We start from the raw sequence: 13381 nt of genomic DNA on the forward strand, positions 1-13381 counted from the left end.
CAATGGGTTTATTTCGTCTGTTAAGAAAATTCAACAGTACAGTTAAAAAAATCACTTCCAATCCACATCTCTAAGCTTGTTATCTCGTTCTTGGTTGGATATGTGCAAATAGCCTTGCGTAGTACTAAGTTTGGAATGCTGAAGAATATTCTGAGCGGTCAATACATCTGCTTTCTGAGCGTAGATAGTTGCTGATGTATGCCGGGCTATATGAAAATGTATACTCTTCTTAATTGCGGCCTGGGTAGCAAGTTCTTTAAGCCTCAGATTAGCAAAGGCATTTGAAATTCCTTTGAAAAGCTTACCTCCTTCTTGATCCGGCCAATACTTACGAACTATGGCTTCAGCCTTCCCATCAAATACGATATGCAATGGGAGGGTACCGGATTTGCTTTCCTTTGCCGATTTGAATCGAAGCGTAAGCCCGTCCGCTGTCTCGATAAAGTTAGCTGTTGTCAGGCTTGATACATCACTCCAGCGCAAGCCAGTATACACCGAAAACAAAAACATATCTCGTACCCTCTCGTTTCGTTTCTCTGTGGGTTTAAACGCCAATTCTTCTAGCTTTCGGACTTCTTCCATGTGTAGCGGTATAATATCGGCTTTGGGAGTAGGTACTTTATAGTCTTCGTAAGGACTACGATTCAGGAGCCTAAGCTTTACGGCTTTTTTTAGGTAGGTCTTCAGCTGTATGTGGCGTTTGTGCCAGGTAAAAGGCTTATGCCGCTTACTTATTAGGAACTGATGAAACTGGTCAATTAGCTTATAGTCTATATCCTCAAACCGGATAGCTTGGTTAAACTCGTTCAGGGTATTAAGGCAAGCATTGTGATTTTTATAAGTACCATGCCTTAGTTCCTTCTTACGAGCTTGGAGTTGTTCTTTAAAGAACTGGTTAAAGCTAAATACCGACACGTCTTTGGGAACGTTCATCCGATCCGCTAGCTGGTCAAAGTCTTTTAAGGTAAAGGCTCCTTTGTTATAATACCTTTGCTCCTTTTCATAATCTGCCAGAGCAGTAACAAAGGAGCGTACCTGGGAGAGTGTAAATTGGTCTTTGGGCTCTTTCTTTTTAAAGTTCCATTGGTCACGGCTCAGATAGATACTCGTGGAAAAGTAACGACGCTTACCATTCTGATATGCTTCTATCTGTACCAAAGCTTTTCCTTTTGTGGCCACTTCCTTTTTACGATCGAAAATGACCTTGAAACGTACTAATTGGTCCTTGAACATTGTCTTTGTGATTGTGTATCTACAAACGTAATCACAAAGGGTAATCAGAGTTACGGTATCAAACTGGTATCATTTTCTTTGGTACAACTTAGTAAAACAGCTATAACAAATCTTGCTATTTTTATTTACCGCAAGTAGGGAATAAGGCTTTTACCGGCCCTATTCCCTGTTTACGGCTTGTTACTCAGTGACCCCGACGGGAATCGAACCCATATCTAAAGTTTAGGAAACTTCTATTCTATCCGTTGAACTACGGGGTCAGGAAAGAACGGTTCCCGAAGTACTTCCGGGAACCGTGGCGCGAATTTCAGCAATTTTCCCTTTTCTACCAAACCCTTACTCTTCCCAATCGAAGTCAGAAAGGCTGGCGTTCTCCCAATTGGGATAAATAGTGAAGTGCTTTTCCTTTACCAGTTTGAAAATCAGGGTGCGTAGCTCGTTCAGATTCTCTTTTTGCTCCGCCGAAATAAACACGACATGGTCGGCTTTGCGGGCGATGTAGCTTTTCTTGAGGCGCTCAATGAGCGTTTCGGCCGGTACCTGCTCCACCAGCGGTTCGCCGGCCGGGGAAGCCTCCTCCTCGTGCCAGTGATCCTCCTCTTCGGTTTGCTGGTAGAGGTCAATCTTGTTAAAGACCAGGATGGTGGGCTTATCAGCCGCCCCGATTTCGGCCAGGGTACTGTTTACTACCTCAATGTGCTCTTCAAACGACGCGTGTGAAATATCCACTACGTGCAGCAGCATATCGGCCTCGCGTACCTCGTCGAGGGTTGACTTAAAGGACTCAATAAGCGTAGTGGGTAGTTTGCGGATAAAACCTACCGTGTCGGTGAGCAGAAAAGGTATGTTTTCCAGCGTTACCTTGCGTACCGTAGAGTCCACGGTAGCAAAGAGCTTGTTTTCGGCAAAAACGTCGGCTTTGGCCAGGCGGCGCATCAGCGTAGACTTGCCCACGTTGGTATAGCCTACCAGCGCTACCCGCACCAGGCGGTTGCGCTCCTTGCGGCGCGTGGCGCTCTGCCGGTCTATCTTATCCAACTTTTCTTTTAGAAAAGTAATGCGGTCTTTGATGATACGACGGTCCGTTTCGAGTTCTTTTTCACCCGGTCCGCGCATACCTACTCCCCCTTTCTGACTGCTTAGGTGCGTCCACATGCGGGTCAGGCGGGGGTACATGTACTGATACTGCGCCAGTTCTACCTGCACCTTGGACTGGGCGGTCTGCGCCCGCATGGCAAAAATATCCAGGATCAGGAGGCCCCGGTCCAGTACCTTTATTTCCTCAAAGGCACCTTCCAGGTTTCTCACCTGCGAGGGAGTCAGGTCATCGTCAAAGATGATCATGTCCACCGGGTTATCAATAATAAAGGTCTTTATCTCTTCCAGCTTTCCTTTGCCCACGTAAGTCCGGATGTCGGTCCGGTCGAGGTTCTGGGAAAAGGTCTGGATCGTTTTTACGCCCAGGGTCGTAGCCAGAAAAGCCAGCTCGTCCAGGTACTCCTGGGTTTTTTCGGCGGTCTGCCGTTGGGTACTTACCGCCACCAGAACGGCGGTCTCCTGCCGCTTGGCGGTAGAGTTCAGTTTACTTTTATCAATCATTCAGTCGAAGTTTTTCTATGTAAAAAAGGTTTGGGTGAAGCGGGCTAAAGATAACTGTACAGCAGTACTAATAGTTCAAGCCACTGTAAGGCAAAATCTTCCTATACGTATGCTTTTCTGACCTGATTCAGCTCTATTTAGTAATGCTGTATTTCACCCTCATCAATTTATTTGTCTTGATCTAGCCCAACCACGCTTGAACTTGGTCAAAACGATTAGAAAAGACTACTTATACTAAAAATCAACCTTTAAACAGCTCTTCGTAAAAAATATCCCCTGACTATCAGCACAATCAAAACACTTTATTTACATTTGCCAAAACTTCCAAGCCGATGATTGTTTTAGCCCTGGCTTAATTCAGGCCATCTTCTTTCTTTTCAAATCAAATTTTGAGGAACTGGTACGTACCTGCTACGTACACGCTTTCCTTCCATTCCTATTCTTTTAATACACTATTATCCATGAAAAAGTGGTTTAAACTGCTTCGTACGGCCCTGGACGGGTCGGAGCAAAGCTATACAACCGGCAGTATTAACCGGGCTATCTTTCTACTTTCGGTACCTATGATCCTGGAAATGATCATGGAGTCGCTCTTTGCGGTGGTAGATGTCTTTTTTGTATCCAAAGTAAGCATTGAGGCCGTCGCTACGGTAGGCCTTACCGAGTCGGTGATTACCCTGGTGTACTCGGTCGCCATTGGTCTGAGTATGGCCGCCACGGCCATGGTAGCCCGCCGCATTGGCGAGGGCAATCCCGAGCAGGCCGGCCGGGCCATCGGGCAGGTCATTCTGATTTCGCTGGTCGTTTCGGTCATCATGGGGCTGGTGGGTGTCTTTTCGGCGGAGCATATACTGCGATTAATGGGTGCCTCGGAAGAAGTCATTGCCGTAGGTACTACCTACGCCCGTATTGAGTTTCTGAGTAGTCCGGTGATTGTGCTGCTGTACTCGCTGAGTGGTGCCCTGCGCGGTGCCGGAGCCGCTTCCGCGGCCATGAGGTCGCTCTGGATCGCCAACGGTTTTAACATTGTCCTGGACCCGCTTTTCATATTCGGGATTGGCTTCTTTCCGGAAATGGGCGTGACCGGAGCCGCTGTGGCCACTACCATTGGTCGCAGCATCGGGGTAGCTTACCAATTTTACTTCCTGACGAAAACGACCCGTGGTATTGCCATCCGGTGGTCCGACTTCACCCCCGACCGTGCCGTTATTGCGAGTATTCTGAGTGTGGCCGCCGGGGGTACCGGGCAGTTTCTGGTGTCGTCGGCCAGCTGGATTTTCCTGACCCGTATTCTGGCGGAGTTTGGCAGCGATGTCGTAGCTGGCTATACGATCGCCATTCGGGTTATTATTTTTACGCTGCTGCCGTCCTGGGGCATGGCCAACGCCGCCGCCACGCTGGTAGGCCAAAACCTGGGGGCCTCCCAACCCGACCGCGCCGAAACCTCGGTCTGGCGGTCGGCTTATATCAACATGGTTTTCCTGCTGCTGGTCGCGCTGTTGTTTTACCTGGGGGCGAATACCATTATCGGCTGGTTCAACTCCACCCCTACGGTGGTTGATACGGGCGTGAGGGCGCTGCGGGTCTTGTGCCTGGGCTACGGGTTTTATGCCTTCGGGATGGTGATCATCCAGGCGCTCAACGGCGCGGGCGACACCCGAACCCCCACCCTGCTGAATATTATCTGCTTCTGGCTGGTAGAAATACCACTGGCGTACCTGCTGGCAATGGGGCTGGAGATGGGGCCGCTGGGGGTATTCCTGTCGGTACCTATCAGCGAGTCACTCCTGGCCTTGCTGGGGATATGGGTGTTCAGGCGGGGTAAATGGAAACTGGTGCAGGTGTAAGATCTTTTTGCCGTGTGACTTTTGTCACTGACAGAGCGGGTAGTCGGGTAGTAGTTTTGTAAAAGAAACGGGAGAATGTAAGCCAAGTCGCTCCCGGACTTGTTTACAAGGTTATTATCTGACTACTACCAGGCATGACATTCGCAGGATTTCTGGCATCGGTACTGATTGGCATGAGCCTAGGCCTCATTGGCGGCGGGGGCAGTATCCTGACTGTCCCCGTCATGGTGTACCTGGTAGGAATCAGTCCGCTGCTTTCGACGGCCTATTCCCTGTTTGTGGTAGGTACTACCTCGCTGGTAGGCTCGGTGACGTACATGCGGCGGCGACTGGTCAACTACCGGGCGGCGGCGGTATTTGCCGTACCTTCATTCACAATGGTATACCTGACCCGCCGGTACCTGATTCCGGCCCTGCCCGACCCGCTCTTTACCCTGAATAATTTGAAAGTAAGCAAAGACATGGCTATTATGGCGCTCTTTGCCCTGATTATGCTGGCTGCGGCTTTTTCCATGTTGCGTCAAAAAAAGAGTCCCGAGCCCGCCGAAGAACAGGCCATCCGGTTTAACTACCCGCTTATTGCGCTGGAAGGAGCCGTTGTTGGCGGCCTGACCGGACTGGTGGGAGCGGGTGGGGGATTTCTGATTATTCCGGCGCTGGTACTGCTGGCGCGACTCCCTATGAAAATGGCCGTAGGTACTTCCCTGCTGATTATCGCGGCCAAATCACTGATTGGATTTTTGGGCGATGTGGGTCAGCAGGTCATAGACTGGGACTTTCTGCTGTTGTTTACGGGTATGTCGGTCGTCGGGATATTCGTCGGGGCTTACCTCACCCGCTTTATTTCGGGTCAGAAGCTGAAAGGCGCTTTCGGCTGGTTTGTACTTCTGCTGGCCTTTGTCATTATATGGCAGGAAATCAGTAATTTGTAGATAATAGCTGTTAGCTTTTAGGTCTTGGTTTTCAATGGTTAAAAGGCTTATAAACAGAGTGGAAATCCTATACTTGGAAATTTAAAGTACTTCTTTTAAAGATAATTTTTAAGTACATATACATAATCAAATCACTATCAATATATTAGAGTTGTGGTGATGGAGGTTAAATTATAATCTGTTCTTAATCAGAACTTTAATCGAATTTCGAGAGGCCCAATAGACTAAAAATCTCTATCAATTTTGGTAAGGTAACAGCCCACCTGAGCTTTCTAGCGTCTGTGGCTTGTTTTAGAGGTCGTTAAATAAGTGACAATTTAAGATAACTACCTTATAATCAGCGTTGCAACAAGTCTATTATATATAGCTAATTACTAACAGCTATTACCTAAAAATTAACACCTAACAACCATGAAAATAGAACAGATATATACCGGCTGCCTGGCCCAGGGAGCTTACTTCATCCAATCGGAAGGCGAGGCGGCGGTCATAGATCCGCTGCGCGAAGTAACCCCCTATATCGAGAAAGCCAGCCGCGAGCAGGTAGAAATAAAGTACGTATTTGAAACCCACTTCCACGCCGACTTTGTATCAGGCCACCTGGACCTTTCGCAAAAAACGGGCGCTCCCATTGTGTACGGCCCTAACGCTACCCCCAGCTTTCCGGCGCATATTGCCCAAGATGGCGAGGCCTTTAAACTGGGAAACGTTACCATTCGGGCTATTCATACGCCCGGCCATACGATGGAGTCGACCTGTTACCTACTGCTGGACGAAGGGGATAAGCCTGCGGCCCTGTTCAGTGGAGATACCCTGTTCATAGGGGATGTGGGCCGCCCTGACCTGGCTCAAAAAGGTGATCTGACCATGGACGACCTGGCCGGTTACCTCTACGACAGCCTCCGCCGTAAAATCCTGCCCCTACCCGACAACATCATCGTGTACCCGGCCCACGGAGCGGGCTCGGCCTGTGGTAAAAATATGAGCAAGGAAACCTCCGATACGCTGGGTAATCAGAAACAGACCAACTACGCCCTGCGGGCGGATATGTCAAAAGAAGAATTTATAAAAGAAGTAACAGATGGCCTGCCGGCCCCACCGCAGTACTTCCCGCAAAACGTAAAAATGAACAAGGAAGGCTACGACAGCATCGACGACGTACTGAAACGCGGGGCCCACGCGCTAAGTCCGGATGCCTTCGAAACGGCCGCCAACGAAACCGGCGCGCTGGTACTGGATACCCGCGCCGCGCGGGAGTTTGCCCGGAGATTCATCCCTAACTCCATCAACATTGGCATTGACGGTAGTTTTGCCCCCTGGGTTGGAGCGCTGATTCCGGACCTCAAACAGCCGCTGCTCTTAATTACGGAGCCGGGCCGGGAAGAGGAAGTGGTAACGCGACTGGCCCGGGTAGGATATGACTACACGCTGGGGTACCTGCATGGGGGCCTGGATGCCTGGGAAAAAGCGGGCAAGGAAATAGACACGGTGGAGCAGGTGTCGGCGGAGGAACTGGCCGCACAGCGGAAAGAAAGCGACCTGACGGTGGTAGATGTCCGCAAAACCGACGAATACGAAGCTGAACACGTAGAAGGTGCGCGGAGCCTGCCACTGGACTTTATTAATGAGCAAATGGCCGAGTACCCTAAAGACAAAACCATGTACCTGCACTGCGCCGGTGGATACCGATCCATGATCGCGGCTTCTATTCTGAAAGCCCGGGGCTACGACAACGTAGTAGATATAGCCGGAGGATTCGGAGCACTCGCCAAAACGGATGTCTCCCGTACCAGCTTTGTCTGCCCCACCACGCTGAAAAAGTCCTGAGTACCTAATTGAAACTCTCCAATAAAAAAGCTAATCTGATATGGAATTAATAGAGTTAATCCGTAGTCCCTGGCCCTGGTACATAGCCGGTCCGCTCGTGGGGCTGACCGTCCCGCTGCTGTTGCTGCTGGGTAACAAATCGTTCGGAATCTCGTCGTCGTTGCGGCACATTTGTGCGGCCTGCCTACCCGCTCAAGTACCCTTTTTTCAATATAACTGGCGAAAAGAAAGCTGGAATCTGTACTTCGTAACGGGTATTCTGATGGGCGGCTTTTTAGCCACTTACTTTCTGTCCGACCCGAACGAAATCGTCATTGCCGACGCTACCCGGCGCAGTCTGGCCGACCTGGGTATCTCCGATTTTACGGGCCTGATGCCCACGGACCTGTTTGCAGCAACGCATATCTTTTCGGCCCGGGGCCTGATTTTCCTGGTACTGGGAGGCTTTCTGGTGGGGTTCGGAACGCGCTACGCCGGCGGCTGTACCTCCGGCCACGCTATCATGGGACTGTCAAACCTGCAGTGGCCCTCGCTGGTGGCGACCGTCTGCTTCATGATCGGGGGCTTTGCGGGAACTCACCTGTTGCTGCCCTGGCTCCTGAGTCTGGTGTAGGTATTTCTATTTATTCATTCTAAAAAGACTTCTCTATGAAAGCGCAGCAACAGGAAGAACTGGTCACTGACACTACCTACAGTACTCTGGATTGTGATGCCTCCAACCAGCAGGAAAGCCCCGAAGGACCGGCTTCCCTCCTCAAGTACCTGCTCATGGGCACCGTATTCGGAATCGTATTTGTCAAAGCGGAAATCATTTCCTGGTTCCGGATTCAGGAAATGTTTCGCCTCGATTCTTTCCACATGTACGGGGTTATCGGTTCGGCGGTTATGGTGGGGGTACTTTCGGTGTACTTTATTAAGAAATTCAGGATTAAAACCCTGGCGGGCGAATCGGTACGGATACCGACCAGGACCTTTCAGCAGGGACAAATCTACGGCGGCCTGCTCTTCGGACTGGGCTGGGCCATAACGGGGGCGTGTCCGGGTCCCCTTTTCGCGCAGATCGGCAGCGGCTACCTGGCCGTTATTGTCACACTACTCAGCGCCATCCTGGGTACCTGGACCTACGGCTACCTCCGCGAACGGCTACCACATTAACAATGATTGAATGAGTGAGTGGTGATTGTTTGAATTCTGTTTTCAAATTTCAACTGTTACCGGTTTCCGTTGCGACGGGGCGTTTGTCGAATGGTTTTTAGAACTAATATTAGGTTGAGCTAAGGGCGAAGCAATACAATGCCTAGCTCTTCCTTTTTCCTCTTATTACTAAATCACTCAATCTCTCATTTAAAATTTTTCACCGCCAGCAGGTACAGCTGTTCGTCGCCCAGGCGGAAAAGTTCACCTTCGAGGTCGGAGAAGGTTTCGGTAATGGTGAGGCCGGCCTGGCTAAACATTCGTTTTAACTCGGCCAGTGAATAAATGTACTGCTGCACGGTATGGCTCAACCGCTCGGTACCTTGTACGTAGGTCAGCTCGGCCTCAATACAACCCGCCAGCGGGTCGTACGTACTGTTCATCAGGAAAAGCAGCTCCTCGCTTTCTCCCACGGGCATCCAGCTCCGGCTTACAAAGTGCGGTAGTACACTTTCGGCGACCAGTTCGGTATGCACTACCAGCTGCGCCCCCAGTTCCAGAAGTTGGCTAATACGCCGCAGGAACTGAACCATCTGCTCATAGGGGAAAAAGCTGAAGCTGTTCCCCAGACAGTAGGCCGCCTGAAATGTGGTATCAGCCAAAGGTACCGTCAGGAAATCGCCGCAGATAACTTCAATGGGTAACCCCTGTGCCGAAGCCGCCTGACTTAACTCCCGGCAGTAGTCCGGGGCTATATCAACGCTGGTGAGCTGGTACCCCCGCTGCGCCAGCGGCAGGGCATGGCGGCCGTAACCACCAAAGACATCAAGTACCTGAGCATCAGGTTGTAGTTCGAGTACATCGGCCAGGAAGTCAACTTCCCAAAGCGTATACTCTTCATTCTGATTCAGCTTCCAGGCTTGCTGGGGCAAACCCTCAAAAAATGTATGATACCAGGCCACGGCTTTTCCATTGGTGTACAGCCGGTGAAGGTAACCATTATTATGACCAAGTTGTAGAAAAACCTTCCTCAAAACCCCTCCAGAACCAGCAGCAGCCGGTTAAATGCCCACCGGAATACTTTTAGTACTACCTTCTGAAACAGATATTTCACTCATGGAAAAACTAAGAGAAAACAAGGATTACGAGGGAAACCCCATTGGGTTAACCAAAGAAACCGCAACTCAAATGGCCAAAGAACTGGACCGGCATCTGGCTTCGTTCATTACGCTGTACCAGCAGTACCACAAGCACCACTGGCTGGTAGAAGGCCCGCAGTTCCGTGACCTGCACCTCTTTTTTGAGGCCAACTACACCCAGGTCCACGAGCATTACGACAAGATTGCCGAACGACTGACGGTAATGGGCATTGCCCCTACCTGTCATCCCGAAAAAGTATATAAGCTTTCCTACGTCGAGCATGAGCCCGAAGGGGTATTCCGGATTCGGGATAGTTTGAAAAATGATATGGCGGCGGAATCAAAAATAGCCATTGAGCTACGGAAAAGCATTGGAAAGGCGATGGAAATGGGCGATTACGGAACGAAGAACTTACTGGAGGGTATCCTTTACCTGACCGAAGACCGGGCCCACCATATTGAGCACTTCCTGGGTGAAGACACCATTTTTGCGCCTAAACCCGATTTGATAGAAACGTAGGTTTCTATCCCATACAAGAAAGGCCTCCCGCGCGGGAGGCCTTTCTTTTTGCCTTTATCTTTCCGGTCAAAACAGCTTAGCTGGCTCCCTCAACAGCCCAGGGCACCCGTACCGTGAACCGGTCCGCCGACTCTTCGACCTGTACATCTTCCTTACTCAGGTAGTGGTACAGGGCCTTCAGGTTATTGAGACCATACCCATTGGAAGTCTCTATCTTTATCTTTTTCTTTTTGCAAATGGTGTTCGTCACGACCAGTTGATTTTCGTTGGCCGCTACTTCAATTTGCAGGGGATGCTCTTTGCTGATTACGTTGTGCTTGATGGCGTTTTCAATGAGGACCTGTAGCGTGACTGGTACGATCTGCCGCTCGTAGAGTTCGTCGGGGATCTGAAAATGGACCCGCAGTGAGCCGTCAAAGCGGGCTTTGAGCAGCGAAATATAATTATTCACAAAATCCACCTCGGTTTCCAGCGGTACCAGCCCTTTTTCCTGACTCTGTAGTACATAACGGTACACCTTGGAAAGCTGGTGAACAAACTGCCGGGCCAGGGCGGGATTTTCCTGAATAAGGGTATCCAGAGAAGCCAGACTGTTGAACAGAAAGTGCGGATTAACCTGATTTTTCAACGTATTGAACTGTACCTGGGCTTTTTCTTTCTCGAGATTAGCCGCCCGGACGGCGTTCTCCTTCCAGCGCTTCAGAAAATGCATCGCAATAAAGCCCGCGTTCATAACGGTACTTCCAAAGAAAGCCGTTAGACCAATAAAGACTATATTAAGTTTATTGATATAGTTGGTAATGGAGGGTATGGCCGCAAATAGCATGACAAGGCCCATCGGAATCAGGAATACCTTCATAACTCCCCAGCCTAGCAGCAATTGTACCACCACCCTGCGGGCAACTCCCTTTTCGAAGGGCATCACCTGGTTCAGTTTGTAGTCCAGCCAATAGTAAAAAATCCAGATCAGGTTAAAAGCCAAAAACTGAGCGATAGCAAAAACCACATGGAGACCGAAACTGAACTCGGGAACCGCCCAGTACCGAACGGCTAAGCCCAGCAGGGAAAAAAAGCCAAAGATGAGTTCGACGTACAGGTTAAATTTTAGCTTCATAGCCGTGTGAGATTATGGCTCCGTCCGACATTTCAATAATACAGTCGCCACCCATGGCAAAGTCGGGGTCGTGCGTGACGGTGATGATGGTTTGCCCGTTGGTACGGGAAATTTCCCGGAAGATATCAAAAACCAGCTCGGAATTGGTCTTGTCGAGGTTGCCGGTGGGTTCATCGCCCATAATAATGGTTGGCTCGTTGATCAGCGCCCGGGCTATGGCCACCCGCTGCTGCTGCCCGCCCGACAGCTTCGAGGAAGGCTTCAGGGCGTGCTCGTGCATGTCGACCAGGCGTAGCTTCGCGTAGGCCCGCTCTTCAACTTCCCGTGCGGGGTACTTACCCAGCTTCAGGCCGGGCAGCATGACGTTCTGCAGTACTGTAAACTCCGGCAGCAGGAAGTGAAACTGAAAAACAAAACCCAGGTGTTCGTTGCGAAAAGCCGCCAGCTCGTCCTGGCTCCGACCGGTGAGTCGCTGTCCGTTAACTTCCAGAGTACCGTCGTAGCTGGTATCCATGGTTGACAGGATGTACAACAGGGTTGACTTTCCGCAGCCTGACTTACCGATGATGGACAGAAATTCTCCTTTTTTTACTTCGAAATTAATGTCCTTCAGTACCTGAAATTTTACCGGGTCGGTGAAGTACTTGTTTATGTTTGTAGCTTTAAGAACAGCCGTTTCTTTGGAGTTCATGAGTCTGTAAAGTTCATGAGTTTAGAGTATATGAGTTTATGAGCGTCGCCCGCTGCCCGTTTAAAGTACCTCCGTTAACTTCTTAAAATTTCAACGGGGTCAATTTTAGCGGCGCGTTTGGAAGGAAAGTACCCCGCCAGCAGGGTAGTAATAATCCCAAACAGTACCCCCAGCACGTAGTACTTCAGGTCAAACTTGACCGGGAAGGTATCAATGGCCAGAAAATCGCCGGCATTAAAAGGTGTGATCGAGAGCATGTAGCTAAGGCTGAACCCAATAAATACTCCCAATACCGCTCCCAGCAAGCCAATAATAACAGACTGGATCATGAATATAGCGATGACGTCCTTGCCACTAAAACCAGTTGCTTTCAGAATGGCGATGTCTTTGATTTTGTTCATCACGTTCATATTCATAATGTTGTAGATCCCAAAACCCGCCACCACCAGCAGGGTAAACGACACCACAAAGGTCATGACGCCCCGGATCTTCTCCCCGGCCAGAATGGCCTGATTGGCCGTGGCCCAGTCCTCTACTTTGTAGTCGTACTGCCGCGCCAGCTGCTGCCCGAACGGAATGGCCTGCATGGGGTCCTTCATCTTAATGTGCAGGTCGGTGATATAGTTGGCATCCTTCTGAATCAGCTCCTGTACCTTGGGTTGGTTCACATAGCCCCGGGCGTCGTCGACGGTCTGGATACCAAAACTGAATATCCCTACTACCCGGAGCAATGCGGTACCACCCGTTGAGGAGGTAACGTTTACCTTATCGCCCACTTTCAGGTTTAGCTTGCGGGCCAGCAACCTGCCCAGAATAACCCCGTTGGAGTTGGACTGCAGGTCTTCGATACTACCCGATTTCATACGCTGGCTCAGGCGGTACAGTTTCTCTTCCCGCATAATATCCACCCCGGCCAGGGTACCCGGCACGGGCACCGAGCCTACGTTAAAAAACACCTGCGTACTCACCTGTGGCGAAACACCCCGTACCTCCGGCTGCAGCTCAATGTGCCGCGCTATGACCAGTCCGTTCTTGATGCGGGCCAGTTCCTGCTTGGGTTTCTGGTGGTGTACTACGTTGAACCCGTCCGGATTGACCATTTCAATTAAACTCGGACGGTCGGAGGTGATCTGCTTGTAGATACGGACGTGCGGCGAGGCGTCCAGGGCCGAGTCTTCCAGAAATTGATTAACGCCCTGCATAAAGCTGATCATGACGATGAACATGGCGATCCCGAAGGTCACGCCCAGCATTGCCACCAGGGTTTGTTTCTTTTTCGTCAGTAAATGCGTCTGCGCGATATTGTAAGCGATTTTTAAATTCATATCTTATAAATTCTGAATGC

Annotated in this window: 12 protein-coding genes and 1 tRNA gene; 6 read left to right on the forward strand and 7 right to left on the reverse strand. The window is 50.3% G+C overall.

What is annotated here, in order from left to right; translation table 11 throughout:
* Positions 1 to 51: 51 nt before the first annotated feature.
* From VGN67_RS08825 to hflX, 3 genes are all read right to left on the reverse strand, one after another.
* Positions 52 to 1233, reverse strand: coding sequence for a site-specific integrase (locus VGN67_RS08825; RefSeq protein WP_327486441.1), 1182 nt, complete (start codon positions 1231 to 1233; stop codon positions 52 to 54).
* Between the two features lie 188 nt (positions 1234 to 1421).
* Positions 1422 to 1493: transfer RNA gene (locus tag VGN67_RS08830), tRNA-Arg, on the reverse strand.
* A gap of 76 nt (positions 1494 to 1569) precedes the next feature.
* On the reverse strand, positions 1570 to 2832 hold the full coding sequence (gene hflX / locus VGN67_RS08835; RefSeq protein ID WP_327486442.1) for a GTPase HflX: 1263 nt from the start codon (positions 2830 to 2832) through the stop codon (positions 1570 to 1572).
* 461 nt (positions 2833 to 3293) lie between these two features.
* Between hflX and VGN67_RS08840 the strand changes: the two genes are divergently transcribed.
* From VGN67_RS08840 to VGN67_RS08860, 5 genes are all read left to right on the forward strand, one after another.
* Positions 3294 to 4679 (forward strand): MATE family efflux transporter, encoded by a 1386-nt coding sequence (locus tag VGN67_RS08840; protein ID WP_327486443.1) that lies wholly within the window; start codon positions 3294 to 3296, stop codon positions 4677 to 4679.
* Between the two features lie 134 nt (positions 4680 to 4813).
* On the forward strand, positions 4814 to 5611 hold the full coding sequence (locus VGN67_RS08845) for a sulfite exporter TauE/SafE family protein (RefSeq protein WP_327486444.1): 798 nt from the start codon (positions 4814 to 4816) through the stop codon (positions 5609 to 5611).
* Positions 5612 to 6022: 411 nt separating this feature from the next.
* On the forward strand, positions 6023 to 7438 hold the full coding sequence (locus VGN67_RS08850; RefSeq protein WP_327486445.1) for an MBL fold metallo-hydrolase: 1416 nt from the start codon (positions 6023 to 6025) through the stop codon (positions 7436 to 7438).
* A gap of 40 nt (positions 7439 to 7478) precedes the next feature.
* Positions 7479 to 8051 (forward strand): YeeE/YedE family protein, encoded by a 573-nt coding sequence (locus VGN67_RS08855; RefSeq protein WP_327486446.1) that lies wholly within the window; start codon positions 7479 to 7481, stop codon positions 8049 to 8051.
* Positions 8052 to 8086: 35 nt separating this feature from the next.
* Positions 8087 to 8593 (forward strand): DUF6691 family protein, encoded by a 507-nt coding sequence (locus VGN67_RS08860; RefSeq protein WP_327486447.1) that lies wholly within the window; start codon positions 8087 to 8089, stop codon positions 8591 to 8593.
* Positions 8594 to 8778: 185 nt separating this feature from the next.
* Here the strand turns inward: VGN67_RS08860 and VGN67_RS08865 are convergent, their stop codons facing one another.
* Positions 8779 to 9534: a class I SAM-dependent methyltransferase gene (locus VGN67_RS08865; RefSeq protein ID WP_327486448.1), complete on the reverse strand. Its 756-nt coding sequence runs from the start codon at positions 9532 to 9534 to the stop codon at positions 8779 to 8781.
* A 154-nt stretch (positions 9535 to 9688) separates the two neighbouring features.
* Here VGN67_RS08865 and VGN67_RS08870 point away from each other — a divergent pair, with 154 nt between their 5' ends.
* Positions 9689 to 10231 carry a ferritin-like domain-containing protein gene (locus tag VGN67_RS08870; RefSeq protein ID WP_327486449.1) on the forward strand — a complete coding sequence of 181 codons (543 nt, stop codon included), beginning with the start codon at positions 9689 to 9691 and terminating at the stop codon, positions 10229 to 10231.
* A gap of 76 nt (positions 10232 to 10307) precedes the next feature.
* On the opposite strand, the gene VGN67_RS08875 is transcribed toward VGN67_RS08870, so the two are convergent.
* The 3 genes from VGN67_RS08875 to VGN67_RS08885 form a co-directional block, all read right to left on the reverse strand.
* Positions 10308 to 11345 (reverse strand): sensor histidine kinase, encoded by a 1038-nt coding sequence (locus VGN67_RS08875; protein ID WP_327486450.1) that lies wholly within the window; start codon positions 11343 to 11345, stop codon positions 10308 to 10310.
* Entirely contained in the window at positions 11329 to 12036 is a 708-nt protein-coding gene (locus tag VGN67_RS08880; protein WP_327486451.1) for an ABC transporter ATP-binding protein, read from the reverse strand. Before VGN67_RS08880 ends, VGN67_RS08875 begins: the two co-directional genes overlap by 17 nt.
* 74 nt (positions 12037 to 12110) lie before the next feature.
* Positions 12111 to 13361, reverse strand: a complete 1251-nt coding sequence (locus VGN67_RS08885) for an ABC transporter permease (RefSeq protein ID WP_327486452.1) — start codon at positions 13359 to 13361, stop codon at positions 12111 to 12113.
* Between the last annotated feature and the right edge of the window lie 20 nt (positions 13362 to 13381).

It is taken from the genome of Telluribacter sp., from assembly GCF_035998675.1.
In the GTDB taxonomy this organism is placed as follows: domain Bacteria; phylum Bacteroidota; class Bacteroidia; order Cytophagales; family Spirosomataceae; genus Telluribacter.

What these genes read in the sequence shown, in the direction of transcription:
- VGN67_RS08825 (WP_327486441.1), bottom strand. Translation starts at nt 1,233, where the DNA reads ATGTTCAAGGACCAATTAGTACGTTTCAAGGTCATTTTCGATCGTAAA.
- hflX (WP_327486442.1), bottom strand. Translation starts at nt 2,832, where the DNA reads ATGATTGATAAAAGTAAACTGAACTCTACCGCCAAGCGGCAGGAGACC.
- VGN67_RS08840 (WP_327486443.1), top strand. Translation starts at nt 3,294, where the DNA reads ATGAAAAAGTGGTTTAAACTGCTTCGTACGGCCCTGGACGGGTCGGAG.
- VGN67_RS08845 (WP_327486444.1), top strand. Translation starts at nt 4,814, where the DNA reads ATGACATTCGCAGGATTTCTGGCATCGGTACTGATTGGCATGAGCCTA.
- VGN67_RS08850 (WP_327486445.1), top strand. Translation starts at nt 6,023, where the DNA reads ATGAAAATAGAACAGATATATACCGGCTGCCTGGCCCAGGGAGCTTAC.
- VGN67_RS08855 (WP_327486446.1), top strand. Translation starts at nt 7,479, where the DNA reads ATGGAATTAATAGAGTTAATCCGTAGTCCCTGGCCCTGGTACATAGCC.
- VGN67_RS08860 (WP_327486447.1), top strand. Translation starts at nt 8,087, where the DNA reads ATGAAAGCGCAGCAACAGGAAGAACTGGTCACTGACACTACCTACAGT.
- VGN67_RS08870 (WP_327486449.1), top strand. Translation starts at nt 9,689, where the DNA reads ATGGAAAAACTAAGAGAAAACAAGGATTACGAGGGAAACCCCATTGGG.
- VGN67_RS08875 (WP_327486450.1), bottom strand. Translation starts at nt 11,345, where the DNA reads ATGAAGCTAAAATTTAACCTGTACGTCGAACTCATCTTTGGCTTTTTT.
- VGN67_RS08880 (WP_327486451.1), bottom strand. Translation starts at nt 12,036, where the DNA reads ATGAACTCCAAAGAAACGGCTGTTCTTAAAGCTACAAACATAAACAAG.
- VGN67_RS08885 (WP_327486452.1), bottom strand. Translation starts at nt 13,361, where the DNA reads ATGAATTTAAAAATCGCTTACAATATCGCGCAGACGCATTTACTGACG.